12 protein-coding genes are annotated in these 13,509 nt (G+C 53.0%); 11 read left to right on the top strand and 1 reads right to left on the bottom strand.

The genetic code is table 11. The features are described 5' to 3' along the window. The first annotated feature begins 113 nt into the window (after window positions 1-113). The gene (locus tag H8B09_RS27260; protein ID WP_191206762.1) at window positions 114-1,028 is read left to right on the top strand and encodes an NAD(P)/FAD-dependent oxidoreductase; all 915 of its coding nucleotides are present in this window, start codon (window positions 114-116) and stop codon (window positions 1,026-1,028) included. 21 nt (window positions 1,029-1,049) lie between these two features. On the opposite strand, the gene H8B09_RS27255 is transcribed toward H8B09_RS27260, so the two are convergent. Then, the gene (locus tag H8B09_RS27255) at window positions 1,050-1,820 is read right to left on the bottom strand and encodes a helix-turn-helix domain-containing protein (protein ID WP_191206761.1); all 771 of its coding nucleotides are present in this window, start codon (window positions 1,818-1,820) and stop codon (window positions 1,050-1,052) included. Window positions 1,821-1,942: 122 nt separating this feature from the next. Between H8B09_RS27255 and pyk the strand changes: the two genes are divergently transcribed. From pyk to H8B09_RS27205, 10 genes are all read left to right on the top strand, one after another. After that, complete coding sequence (gene pyk, locus H8B09_RS27250) at window positions 1,943-3,358, top strand: pyruvate kinase (RefSeq protein ID WP_191206760.1); 1,416 nt, start codon at window positions 1,943-1,945, stop codon at window positions 3,356-3,358. 285 nt (window positions 3,359-3,643) lie between these two features. After that, a complete protein-coding gene (locus tag H8B09_RS27245; RefSeq protein WP_191206759.1) occupies window positions 3,644-5,425 on the top strand; it encodes a sensor histidine kinase in 1,782 nt (593 codons plus the stop codon). After that, window positions 5,422-6,654 (top strand): response regulator transcription factor, encoded by a 1,233-nt coding sequence (locus H8B09_RS27240; RefSeq protein ID WP_191206758.1) that lies wholly within the window; start codon window positions 5,422-5,424, stop codon window positions 6,652-6,654. The genes H8B09_RS27245 and H8B09_RS27240 overlap by 4 nt, the downstream gene beginning before the upstream one ends. Before the next feature lie 496 nt (window positions 6,655-7,150). Continuing rightward, window positions 7,151-7,624 (top strand): NanQ anomerase/TabA/YiaL family protein, encoded by a 474-nt coding sequence (locus H8B09_RS27235; protein ID WP_191206757.1) that lies wholly within the window; start codon window positions 7,151-7,153, stop codon window positions 7,622-7,624. 46 nt (window positions 7,625-7,670) lie between these two features. Beyond that, the gene (locus H8B09_RS27230; protein ID WP_191206756.1) at window positions 7,671-9,074 is read left to right on the top strand and encodes an ABC transporter substrate-binding protein; all 1,404 of its coding nucleotides are present in this window, start codon (window positions 7,671-7,673) and stop codon (window positions 9,072-9,074) included. A gap of 119 nt (window positions 9,075-9,193) precedes the next feature. Next, entirely contained in the window at window positions 9,194-10,069 is an 876-nt protein-coding gene (locus H8B09_RS27225) for a carbohydrate ABC transporter permease (RefSeq protein ID WP_191206755.1), read from the top strand. 11 nt (window positions 10,070-10,080) lie between these two features. Further along, window positions 10,081-10,926, top strand: coding sequence for a carbohydrate ABC transporter permease (locus H8B09_RS27220; RefSeq protein WP_191206754.1), 846 nt, complete (start codon window positions 10,081-10,083; stop codon window positions 10,924-10,926). 19 nt (window positions 10,927-10,945) lie between these two features. Further along, window positions 10,946-11,866, top strand: coding sequence for an ROK family protein (locus H8B09_RS27215; protein WP_191206753.1), 921 nt, complete (start codon window positions 10,946-10,948; stop codon window positions 11,864-11,866). Next, entirely contained in the window at window positions 11,844-12,794 is a 951-nt protein-coding gene (locus H8B09_RS27210) for a dihydrodipicolinate synthase family protein (RefSeq protein WP_191206752.1), read from the top strand. Before H8B09_RS27215 ends, H8B09_RS27210 begins: the two co-directional genes overlap by 23 nt. Beyond that, window positions 12,787-13,464 (top strand): N-acetylmannosamine-6-phosphate 2-epimerase, encoded by a 678-nt coding sequence (locus tag H8B09_RS27205; RefSeq protein WP_191206751.1) that lies wholly within the window; start codon window positions 12,787-12,789, stop codon window positions 13,462-13,464. Before H8B09_RS27210 ends, H8B09_RS27205 begins: the two co-directional genes overlap by 8 nt. The last annotated feature ends 45 nt before the right edge of the window (window positions 13,465-13,509 follow it).

Here is a 13,509-nt window from a genome sequence, read left to right as displayed (position 1 = left end):
ATACCAATATTATACTACTTCGCTGAACAAGCAGGCGGCATTTCTTTTGCTTGAAGATGAACGGTTCAACCGTTTTCTGCTCATCCTATGGGAGTGAAGGAAGGAGCGGGAATATGGCTGATCAGGTTGTAGATGTTGTCATTGCAGGAGGCGGGCCGGCGGGCTTGAGTGCTGCGCTCGTACTCGGCCGTTCACTGCGGCGTGTCGTGTTAATTGACGAGGGCAAGCCGCGAAATGCGGTCACGCGCCGATCGCATGGCTTTCTGACGCGGGACGGAACGGAACCGGAGCAGCTGCGCATGCTGGCGAGGGAAGAACTAAGGCGTTACGAGACCGTCGATCTGCGGCATGACACGGTTGTATCGGCGGAACGAGCGGCAGGCGGATTCTTTCAGTCGCATACGAAGGAAGGGCTTAGGGTTACGAGCCGAATGCTTGTCTTCGCGACGGGGATGAAGGAGAAGCTGCCGGAATGGCCGGGGCTTCTTGACGTATACGGCCGATCCGTCTTCCCATGCCCCTATTGCGACGGCTGGGAGCTGCGCGATGCGCCGCTTGCGCTGCTCGGCAGCTGCAAGAGCAAGCTGCTTGCCCATGTTCAGCTCATTCGTACATGGAGCCGCGATCTTGTTGTATGTACGGACGGTCCAGCTGGGCTTAGCGCTGAAGAGAAGGAACAGCTGCACGAACGCGGCATTGCGCTGTATGAACAGCCGATTGCAGCACTGGCGTCGAGCGATGGGCAGCTCACTCATATAGAGCTTGAGGATGGACAGCATATTGCTCGGACCGGTGCCTTTCTTACGGATACAGGCGCGCATGAAGCGACGGATATCCCTCGGCAGCTTGGGGTTGGGATGGAACCGCGAGGCGTATATCAGACGGGCAATCACGGGTTGACGCGCATCCCGGGGCTGTACATCATCGGCGATGCCAAGCATGCTTTCACCGGAGTAGCCGGAGCAGTCAGCGAAGGCTACGAGGCAGGTGTAGCAATCAATCATGCCCTGGCGATTGAAGATTGGTAACGTGACTTTCGAGATGTCGTGTTATTTGGAATACGACGATGGCGTCCGACCCGTCGTACGCTTGAACACGCGCTGGAAGTACGATACGTCGCGGTAGCCCAAGTAATCGGAAATTTCATTCACCGTAAGCAGCGAATCGGTCAGCATGTAGACCGCCGTCTTCATGCGCGCCGTATGCACCGCTTCGCTAATGGTCTGGCCTGTCGCTCGCCGGAACAGCGTGGCGGCATAGTTCGGCGTCCGGTTGATATAGGCGCCGAGCTCGTCTTTTGTCACTTTGTCCCGATGATATTGCTGGATATATTGCTTCATTCGCTCGACAAGCTTCTGCGTATTCGACGCGATTGGCCCTTGGTCAAATTCGCGGTTCCACAGCACGACAATTTCCGCAATGATAGCTGCTCCGCGAATATCGGCGTAAGGGGCTCTCTCCGTCCACTCTGTATGGAGAGAACGCAGCCGATCGAGCATCCATTCGAAGCGTCCAAGCCTGGCGTGGACTTCCGACTGCTGATTGAGCAGCGGAAGCTCAGCGGCAAGCTGCGCTGCGCGGAACCGAACGACGAGCTTCTCGTGGAAGACGGTCGGAACCGTCTTGCCGTAGTAGTCGGTGCCGGGCGGAATGAGGAGCAGGTCGCCTTTTTCCAATATCAGCTTGTCCGCGCCAATCCAGTACACGCACTTGCCATAACTGACGAGTACGAGCGTATACGTCTTGTCCGTGTCGGTACCTTCGGAATGTCCGTACCAATTCATGCTCCGATCAAGCGTGACGTCAAGCAGTTTCAGCATGGCAAATGTTCCTTTCTAGTAATTCGTACTATAGTATATTAAGAATACTATATTTCATATGCGAACGAAAGTTTCAGCGTTAAAATAAGTCCATAAGCAATCATCAGGAGGGTTAACGAACTATGCGGAGAACGAAAATTGTTTGTACAATGGGTCCGGCTTGCGAGTCGGTAGACGTTTTGAAGGAAATGATGAAAGCGGGCATGAACGTTGCGCGTCTGAATATGGCGCACGGCGAACTGGAGGATCACAGCGCACGTATCGCTTCGATTCGACAAGCTGCGGCTGAGACAGGATCGAACGTGTCGATTCTGATGGACATCAAAGGTCCTGAAATTCGCATCGGCAAGCTGAAGGAAGCTTCCTACGAGCTGAAAGCTGGGCAAGCACTGACATTCGTTACGGAAGAGCAGCTTGGCGACGGCGAGAAGCTGTGGGTCAACTACGCAGATATGCCGAAGGTAATGGAGCCAGGCGGCGTTATCCTGCTTGACGACGGTCTGATCGAACTGCGCGTTAACTCGGTTGACGACAAGAATATCTATTGCACAGTAGTGAACGGCGGCGTTATCAAACCTCGTAAAGGCGTTAACCTGCCAGGCGTTCGCACGACGCTTCCAGGCGTAACAGAGCGTGACGTGATGCACATCGACTTCGGTATCAAGGAAAATGTCGATATCGTAGCAGCATCGTTCGTTCGTCGCGCAGAGGATATTATCGAAATTCGTCGTCTGCTCGAAGAGGCAGGCGCTGGCCATATTCAAATCGTGTCGAAAATTGAAAACCAAGAAGGCGTCGAGAACCTCGACTCCATCATCGAAGCATCCGACGGCATCATGGTTGCGCGCGGTGACCTTGGCGTAGAAATTCCGGTTGAAGACGTGCCGCTCATCCAGAAAGTGATGATCGACAAGTGTAACGATGCTGGCAAGCCAGTTATCGTAGCAACGCAAATGCTCGATTCGATGCAAGTGAACCCGCGTCCTACGCGCGCAGAAGTAACGGACGTTGCAAACGCAGTATTGCAAGGCACGGATGCTGTTATGTTGTCGGGCGAGACGGCTGCCGGCAAATATCCGGTTGAGTCGATTCGCACGATGGCGACGATCGCAGTTAAATCGGAGTCGATCATGGAATACGGCAGCAACCTGAACAAAGAAGGCTTCGGCAAATCGTCCAGCATTACGGAAGTTATCAGTAAATCGGTTGTAAGCTCATCGCTGGAGCTGGATGCAAAGGCAATTCTGACGCCAACAGAGAGCGGCTTTACGGCTCGTATGGTATCGAAGTACCGTCCGAAGTCGCCGATCATCGCGATTACATCCGATGATCGCGTGCTGCGCAGACTGGCGCTCGTATGGGGCGTTACAGCTGTGAAGGGCGATAAAGTAGCGACGACGGACGAGCTGTTCGCAGCATCGCTCGAAGCGGGTAAAGCATCGGGCCATCTGGAAACGGGTGACACGGTTGTTATTACGGCGGGCGTGCCAATCGGCAAATCCGGCGCAACGAACTTGATCAAGATCGCAACAATTTAATTAGGCCCCCGGGAGATCCGGGATAAATAGAAGCTGCTCCAGAAGTCGAATCGACTTACTGGGGCAGCTTTTTCATTTGGCTCATTGCGGGAGCAGTCTCGTTATTAGGAAACAAGATGGGGAACGATATCGATATTGAGATCGAGATACATGCAGCAGTCCTCATAGATTTTCTTAGCGCTTCGTCAAATTCCGATATCGTGCAATAGATGTTATGAACTAGGGTTTTCATATATAATTAAACCGAATTTCACGCTTATGCTGAGTAAAGGGGGATGAAAATCCATGCGGTTGTCGCGATTATGGAATGGCCGCTGGAATTCGATCCGCAATAAAATATTTATTTCCACCATAATATTCCTGATTATTCCATTCATTCTTACGTTCAATTGGATGAATAAGACGCTGGAGAATGTGATCGAGCGCAAAATCGGCAGTTCTGCACAGGAATCGCTATATCTCGTCAATCTGAATATTGGCTTGTTCCTCGAAGACATGCTGCGGTCATCGGTTGATATTGCGACGAATTCGAGCATTACGAAGCTGCTCAAGGAGCCGGAGTCTTACACGCGATACGAGAAGCTTCGCTTGAACGATACGGTACTGAATCGGCTGTACAGCTCGTACTTTACGAATACATATGTGACGTTATTCGATCTGGAAGGACGATGGTTGAGCACCAGTTACTTGCCGGAGCAGCTTCACGAGCAATATGTCGGGGCTGAATGGTACAAAGAAATGTTAAACAAGCCGTATCAGCAAAAGTGGATGTTCAATTACAACGAGCGGCTGTATATGGACCGAAAGCCGATCGTGACGCTTGTTAAGACGATTACCGATCTGCCGTCCGCACGCAATATCGGAATGGTTGTGTTCAGCGTGTCGGAGATGGACTTACGACGTTATCTTGGCGGATTAAGCGGTGAGGTGTACCTGGTAGACCAAGAAGGCATCGTTGTATCCAGCTTGACCAAATCAATGGTCGGCAAGAGTTTATCGAACGAAAGCTACATCCATTCGGTTCAAACCGGTGTGAATGGACAGGAAATATTCAAGAAGAACGGCGAGAAATGGATCGTTAATTACGGTACGGTCAGCATTAACGGCTGGAAGCTTGTGCAGCTGGTTCCGTATGATACCGTGTTCAAAGAAATATACGATATCCGCCATGCCAACTGGGTTGTCTTCGTACTTATTCTGATCGTCTTCCTGCTCATTACGTTATCGATTGCTTATCAGATCTCGAAGCCGCTTAAGCTGCTGCGCAAACGGATGCGAGAACTGGAGGACAGAGGCTTCCATTCCACATTGTCCGTATCGGGACCGCAGGAGACCGCCTCGCTGATTGAGACGTACAACAGAATGGTGAAGGAGATTCGCGGATTGCTGCTGCGGGTGAAAGAGGAGTACGAGCAGAAGGAGGAGATGCGCTTCCGCGCGCTGCAAGCGCAGATCAATCCTCATTTTCTGCTGAATACGATCAACAATATCAAATGGATGGCCTATATTCGCAATGACGGGGAAGTCGGAGACATGCTGTCCAATCTGGGAGGCATTCTGGAAGGAAGCATCGGCAGAGGCGGCAGCCTCACGCCGCTTCGGCAGGAGCTCGACTATATCGAGAATTACGTTGGTTTGATGCGTATGAGATTCCATGACATCGAGCTTGTGATCGATGTTCCCAGCGAGTTCATGGAGCAGGAGGTTATCCAAATCATGCTCCAACCGGCAATCGAGAACAGCTTGATTCACGGCATTGAGCCATCGGGTGCACCGGGGCGCATCATAGTGTCCGCGCAGATCGAGGGCGCTCTGTTCTTGCTTGAGGTGTCGGACAACGGTGTCGGGATGACGGAGGAAAGGTTGGCGGAAATTCGCTTAGGACTGGAGTCAGGGGAAAGCCGCGGCGAAGGGTCGCGACGGATCGGCATTCGCAACGTGCATGACCGTCTTCGTCTCCAATACGGAGAGCTGTATGGCATTCGGATATTCAGCGAGCTGGGACAAGGAACAAAAGTCCAGTATGTGCTGCCCGTGCACCGCGTATCGAGGGAGGATAAACCGTGAAGTTGAAAGTAATGCTCGTCGACGACGAACTGCTGGTACGTCTGGGCATTAAGTCGTTAATCGATTGGGAGAACCATAATTTCGAATTTATCGGAGATGCTGCGGATGGGGAGAAGGCACTGGAGCTGATGGAGCGGCAGGTGCCCGATATTCTGCTGACCGATATCGTCATGCCGCGTATGGACGGACTGGCGCTTATCGAGGCAGTGAAGCAGCGTTATCCACGCATGCTGGTCATTGTGCTGAGCAGCCATAACGAATTCGATTATGTGCGCAAAGCGATGAAGCTTGGTGCCCGGGACTACCTGCTGAAGACGTCCTTGAAGCCATCCGAGCTGCTTGATCTGCTGGTAGAGGCTGCGCAGAAGCTCGCAGCCGATCATACAACGTTATCCTCCACGCAGTCATCGATTCCGGCAGTAGATGACCGCAGATCGCGCATGACCCATAAGCTGCTCCATCTGCTTAAGGGTGTAAATGATGATGAAGCTGTGAGCATGGCGAATGAAGACAAAGTCGAAGAGCTGCCGTGTGGGCGTGTGCTGCTAGTGCTGCGTGCGAAGCGGATACGGGATGGAGCGATAGAACAATCGGCTGCTCGGCTGCTGGAGCATCTGATCGAATCGGAGCTGGACGGCGTATTGGACAGCCGGCCGGTGGCGATCCGGGATAATGAGCTCGCTGCACTGCTTGTCGCTTCTCCTGACGGCGGGTCGGGTCTTGATCCCGATCGGGTCGTCGAGCAATTGGAGAATGCGGCGGGCCGGCTGCTCGGACTATCGCTTCAAGCGCAGACGAGCAGCGAATTGGCGAGTTGGAAGGAAGCGGCCGAGTTCTACGAGGCAGCGCAAGCAGCGTTATCCGATTCAGGCATGCGCGAGCCTTCGCGTGAGGACATCAAGCGTCTGATCGATCATATGAAGATCAATATCGCGCAAGATTTCTCGCTCAAGCAAGCTGCGGACATGATCAATATGAGCGAGAGCTATTTGAGCACGATTTTTAAGAAAGAGACCGGGCTAGGTTTTACCGATTGGATTAATGCCATGAGGGTCGAAGAGGCTGCACGCTACCTGGAGCACTCCAGCCTGCCGAGTTATTCCATCGCGGAGAAGGTGGGATACGAGAATATCAACTACTTCGGACGGATCTTCAAAAAGCTAAAGGGCGTCAGCCCGCAGAAGTATCGCGCACAGCGGCAGGGAAATGCGAATGCTGATGAATCATAGAGACGCCGCGCTGGAAGTTCCGCACTTCTAGCGAACCACAGCAGTCTTATTCAATGCTGATGTCGGCACTGGGATAGTAACGAACCTCACCTACCTTATATGCTCGTAAATTTCACCACGCGAGAGGAAAGTGACTAATTAGCGTTTGGTGAGTTCGTTAGCGTAGGAAAACGACCCATTTCGCCCAATAAGGTTGTTCGGGTTCGTTGGCGTGGCAATAGGCACACAATAAAATGCATTTAGAAGATCGCCAAGAAAGAAGGCGGTCTTTTTTTAGGTTCTTTTGTAAGCGCATTCAAAAAATCGTGAATATTCGATCTGAAGATCGTGAACATTCGCGTATTATCCAAAGATGGTGAACGAATTTCGATAACTCCGTTCCTATTGGTGACGCTTTCATCGCTCTATAATGAGCGTAGAAGCCGATCGGACAAGCGAAAGCGTTGATGAATGAAGAGGCGGCTTCAATCACCATAGATGAGGAGGGCAGAGCGACATGATGATAGGCTCCGTCGATCAATGGGAAAAGAAGCGGCAATCGATGCATCCGGTCATCCGCCGGGCGATAGATTATTTGGCCCAGTTGGATGAGGGCATACTGGAAGAAGAAGGGGTCCAGCCCATTTGGGGAGAGGACATGTATGCCAGGTTGATGGCCGTGAAGACCAAACGGAAAGAAGAGCAGCCGGCAGAGAAGCATGAGCACTACTTCGATATTCACTATGTAATCCAGGGCGAGGAGTTAATTGGCTGGAAGCGGGATGACGGCATGTGCAGTCCTGTGCAGCCATACGACGAGAAAGGCGATTACGCACTATATGGCGAGCTTTCCGGCGAGATGATGATCAAGCTTACGCCAGGCATGTTTATGGTGCTGCCGCCGGAGGATATTCACCGTCCATGCCTGACAGAATCAACAGCTTCAGACCTGAAGAAAGTCGTCATCAAGGTGAAAGCATCGCTGTTCTAAGGCTCCGTCGATCAAACAGACGAATATATCAAGGGGGAAACGATCCATGTTTAACAATTGCAAGCGGATGTCAACGATTGCCTCGTTCCTGCTCGTCATCGCATTATTGGCTGGCTGCTCCGGCAAGTCGGCTGACACAGATACAAGCCAGAACGAAGGCAGCAAGGCAAGCGGCAAGAAGAAGGTCGAAATCGCATTGTGGCTCACGCCGCAGTGGAAGGGCGTATTCGACGCGACGGAACCGGACGCCGACTATGACAGCTTCTTCAAATATGCGGCGGACAAGTTCGCCAAGCAATATGACAAGTACGACGCGAAAGTGAATGTGCAAGTTGTCGCTGGCGATCAGCGGGATGAGCTGCTTAACGTTAATCTGAACGGCGGAACGCCGCCCGATATTTTCTTTGAAAGCGTTTTTGCAATGGGCGATTATGCGCACCGCGGCGCTCTCGTACCGCTGAACGACATCGTCGACGACGCGGCAAAGCAGGACATCGACCAAGGTTATTGGGATAATGTCACGTACGGCAAGGACAAGGAAATCTACTTCTATCCGTTCTCCCATAATCCAGGTACGCTCGCGTACAACGCCGATATGTTCCGGGCGGCGGGCCTCGAGAAAGAGATTGGAGGGGAGAACGAAATTAAGACGTGGACGCTCGATGAGTACAACAACATTCTAAAGACATTGAAAGAGAAGCTGCCGAAGAATACCTATCCAATGGGTCTCTACGCGCTGAACAATCAAGGCGATACATGGAATCTTGCTTACCTGCGTTCGTTCGGCAGCACGTTCTTCGACAACAACGGCAGCATTGCGCTGGATGACGACAAGGGCGTGAAGGCGGCAGCGTGGATGAAGAGCATCTATGATGCCGGCTATACGAATCCAGGCGCAGAATCGGTATCGTCGAACGATGCGAACGCGATGTTCCAGAATCAACAACTGGCGATCAGCTTCACGAACTCGATTCTGTTCAACAACGCAAAGGCGGATATGAAGGCTGGCAAGTCGCAGAAGTTTGATATCCGTCTGGCGAACATTCCTTCCGAATCAGGCAATCCGCTGGCATTCACGTACGTGGTTGGCGCAAGCGTGTTCAAGACAGGTGATGCGGTGAAGACGGAAGTCGCGAAGGATTTTGTCAAGTTCTTCTCCAGCGATCCAGAGCTCGTGAAGGCATCCAAGAACAGCGTTCCAGTGCGCAGCTCCGTCGTCAAAGAGCTGAAGGATCAATACCCGCTGTTCGCTGCTTACGATGCGAACGCGCCGAATATGTTCAGCTTCACGGGCAACGTGCCGGGCTACAGCGAGCTGCGTCAAGTGCTGTATCCGGAGCTGCAGGCCATGTATGTCGGAGAGAAAACGCCGGAGCAAGCGGTCAAGGATTATCAGTCCAAAGGCAATGCCGTCATTCAGAAGGCGCGTGAAAACTCCGTCATCAAGTAGCTAAGTCAGAATAAACAAGCAAAGCTAAGCCGTCGGAAATCCGTCCGGCGCAATCCATACTCGGCTTCCGCCGTCCGTTCGGGCGGCGGGGAGCCGGATAAGAAAGGGAACGGATAACCATGAAATTACGCAATCAGATTTGGAAGGACAACGTTACGGGCTATCTGTTCATCATGCCGCAGCTGCTTCTGTTTCTCCTTTTTATCGTGTATCCGATTCTGGAAGGCATCCGGTTAAGTCTATATAAGGTTCAATACAAGCAGGAAACGTTCGTCGGCTTCGACAACTACATCACGTTGTTTCATGATCCCGTGTTTTTCAAATCGATCGTCAACACCGTCGTTTTCGTCGTCTTTATCGTTATTCTCACCGTTGGGTTTGCCCTGTTCGTGTCGTCAGCCGTATTCGATAAGAATGCCAAATACGTCTCTTTCATTCGCGGCAGCTATTATATTCCGGTCATGGTATCCATGGTCGTCATGAGCATGGTGTGGGGTTTTCTGCTCAACCCGGCTAACGGACTTATCTCGTATGGCGCTCGGGAAATGCACCTTAGCACGTTCAACCTACTTGGTAACAAAAATACGGTATTGCCGGTCGTCATCTTCGTCACCTTCGCAACGAACGTCGGCCAAGCAATCATCTTATATATCGCGTCCATGATCGGCGTTCCGAAGGACTTGTTCGAAGCGGCCGAAGTAGACGGTGCAAGCCGCCTGCGCGTTATCTTCCAAATACTAATTCCGCTCGTGAAGCCGACGACGATCTACATCACGATTATTAACATTATCGCCGTGCTGAAAATCTTCGTTGTCATCCAGATGCTGACCGGCGGGGGTCCGAACAACGCAACCGTCACGATGATGTATTACCTCTACAACAATGCATTCAAGTATAACCAGCTTGGCGTCGCATCCGCCGTAGGGGTCATCATGTTCATCATCACGCTGCTGTTATCGGTGCCTCAGCTCAGAGCGATGTTCAAAGAGAAGTAAGGAGGATCACGATGCAGCAACAAGCGAAATCCACGAAAAAAAGAGAAACATACGACGTTGTCTCTAATGTCGCCATCTGTTTTTTTTCTATCTTAAATTTATTTCCGCTCTACTGGTTGTTCACAAGCTCGCTCAAGAACAGCTCCGACGTCATTAAGATGCCGCCGGATTGGTGGCCGAAGACGTTCACGCTGGACAACTATACCGAAGTGTTCCACAACCAACCGGCTCTTCGCTGGACGTTCAACAGCTTGTATGTGGCGGGCCTTACAACCGTTCTTGTCGTTATCGCCAGCTCGATGGCTGCTTACGCGTTCTCCAAGCTTCGTTTCAAAGGGAGAAACGTCATCTTCATTATCTTCGTCTCCAGCATGATGGTGCCGAAGGAGGTCATGATCGTGCCGCTGTTCCAGCTCACGCAGCAGCTTGGGCTTGTGAACAGCCTGTACGGCATGATCTGGCCGAACGTTGCGATCGCCTTCGGCGTGTTCCTTCTCAAAGGCTTCTTCGACAGCGCGCCGGATGCGCTGCGCGAAGCGGCGAGAATCGACGGGGCAGGCGAGGTGCGGACGTTCGTGCAGGTGCTTCTGCCGATCGTAAAGCCAGGCATCGGCGCTTTGTTCATCTTGAACTTCGTTCAAGTATGGAACGATTATCTGTGGCAGCTCGTTGTCGGGCAGGAGAAGAACAGCAAGACGCTCATGGTCGGCATCGCGACGCTTATGCAGGATTTGAATCCGAACTTTGCATACAAAATGGCCGGAGCCACCATCGCGGCTATTCCGATGCTGCTCATCTTCATCCTGTTCCAGCAATATTTCACCCGCGGCATCTCGATTGGCGCCGTTAAGGAATAAGGAAAGGGTGGAATCCACGATGAAACGATTCATTGCGATCGACATCGGCGGCACCGCGATCAAATTCGCTGTCCTGGACGACAAGGCGGCCATCGTATTCCATCATTCGGTTGCAACGCCCAAAGGGCAGGCTGATATCCGAATCCCCGAGGCGGTATACAGCATTATTGATCGGATGCTGGTGCTGTTCGAGGGCATTCGAGGCGTTGGTATTAGTACGGCAGGTGTCGTCGATCCAGCAAGCGGCGAGATTCTGTATGCAGGGGAGACGATGCCCAGCTATGCAGGCACGAATCTGAAGCAGCTTGTGGAGCGGCGATATAGTCTGCCGGTGTTCGTGGAGAACGATGTAAATGCGGCAGCGCTTGGCGAGCACTGGAAGGGTGCCGCACAGGGCTGCGACCATTTCTTCTGCGTCGCGCTTGGCACTGGCATCGGCGGCGCGCTGTTCAGCGTCGGCCGCCTCGTGACCGGGCATAGCAATCGAGTGGGCGAGATCGGTCATGCCTTGTACGACAAGATGACCGGTACGACGTATGAGCAGCGAGCCTCTATGTCAGCGCTGATGAAGCAGGCAGCCCGCGAGCTGCCGAGCTTTGAAGGCGGAGGCAGCGAACTGTTCGAGCTGGCGCGGGCAGGAGACGAGGCATGTCTTGGATTGATTGACCGCTGGACGGAGCAAATCGCCAGAGGGTTGGCGGAAATCGTCCTGACGGTCGATCCATCGATTATCGTCATCGGCGGTGCGGTATCGGAGCAAAAGGACTTTCTGCTTGATCGCATTAATGCACACATGAACGAGTATTTGCCGAGCGGATTTAGCAAGACCGAGCTGAGAGCGGCCGCGTTGGGTAACCGGGCGGCGCTGCTGGGCGCGGCGTATCCTTACTATATTGAACATTTGGAGCGTGACCATCATGACAACCGGACTTGTAGCTAAATTCCAAGGCATTTATATCGCGTTGTATTCCGCTTATGACGACAACGGCGAGGTGAGCAGAGAACGCGCGAAGAAGCTGGCGCGTCATTATGCATCGACCGGGGTCACAGGGCTGTATGTCGGCGGCAGCTCTGGCGAGGGTATTCTCCAGAGCGTAGAAGAGCGTAAGGTTATGCTCGAAGCGGTGCTGGAGGAAGTGAAGGGCGAGCTGAAAATCATTGTACACGTCGGCGCCAATTCGACCCGCGACAGCGTTGCGTTGTCCCGGCATGCGGAGCAGTGCGGTGCGGATGCGATCTCGGCGGTTCCTTCCATTTACTATCGGATGTCTGAAGCAGCCGTTGAGCATCATTGGCAGTCGATGATCGACAGTTCGTCGCTGCCGTTCATCATTTATAACATCCCGCAGACGACTGGGTTTAACTTGTCGGTGCCGCTGCTTCGCAAGCTTGCCGCGCAGGACAAGGTTGTCGGCGTGAAGATGTCTGGCGAGAGCACATTCGACTTGCAGCAGTACAAGATGGCGGGCGGAGAAGACTTCCTCGTATTCAATGGACCGGACGAGCAGTTTCTTGCAGGCCGGATCATGGGTGCAGACGGCGGCATTGGCGGTACGTATGGCGTTATGCCAGAGTTGTTCTGCACGCTCGACCGCCTGTTCGGGCTCGGTCGCATCAGAGAGGCACAGTCGCTGCAGAACGTGATCAATGATTTTATCAAAAGGCTGCTTCGTTACCCTTCCTTGTACGGCGCCTGCAAGCACATCCTGCAGCTTCGCGGCGTCGCAACGGGCGAACCTCGTTTGCCGCTGCTGCCAGTTCGGCCGGAGGACCATGCTTCGCTGATGGAGCTGAATCAGGATATGATTGCGGCAACCGCAAAGTACGCGCAAGCTTCCACGATGGAAGGGGCACAGCGCCATGCTTGATCAAATCACAGGCGGGCTCGTCGTATCTTGTCAGGCGCTGCCGCATGAGCCGCTTCATAGCCCTTACATTATGAGCAAGCTGGCGCTAGCGGCGATGAAGGGCGGGGCTGTCGGTATCCGTGCGAATACGAAGGAAGATATTCTCGCTATCAAGGACGAGGTCAGCCTGCCAGTCATCGGCATCGTCAAACGCGATTATGAGGACAGCGGCATATTCATTACGGCGACGAAGCGGGAAATCGATGAGCTGCTCGAAAGCGGCTGCGAGATGATTGCGATGGATGCGACAAGTCGTCCGCGTCCGGGCGGTATGACAACGGCTGAACTGGTCACATACTGCCGGGAGCATGGTGCTGGTGTCCAACTGATGGCCGATATCTCGACGGTAGAGGAAGCGGTCGCAGCGGAAGCGTTAGGCTTCGACTGCGTCTCGACGACGCTGCATGGCTACACGCCATATACCTCAACGTCAAAGCTGTATGACGATGATCTCGCTTTTCTTAAGGCAGTGCTGGGTGAGCTTCGTATTCCCGTCATTGCCGAGGGGAATGTGCAAACGCCGGAGATGCTGAAGCGTTGTCTTGAGCTGGGTGCCGCGTCTGCAGTCGTCGGTGGCGCCATTACGCGTCCGATGGAAATAACACAGCGATTTGTTAAGGCGATTGAATAGAGCGATTGCGCTGAAATTAACGAAAGCGGTACGCCATGAGGCGTA

The organism is Paenibacillus terricola (genome assembly GCF_014779765.1).
Lineage (GTDB): Bacteria > Bacillota > Bacilli > Paenibacillales > Paenibacillaceae > Paenibacillus_T > Paenibacillus_T terricola.
The sequence above is the reverse complement of the archived record's forward strand: the minus strand, read 5'-3'. Positions and strand labels throughout refer to the sequence as shown.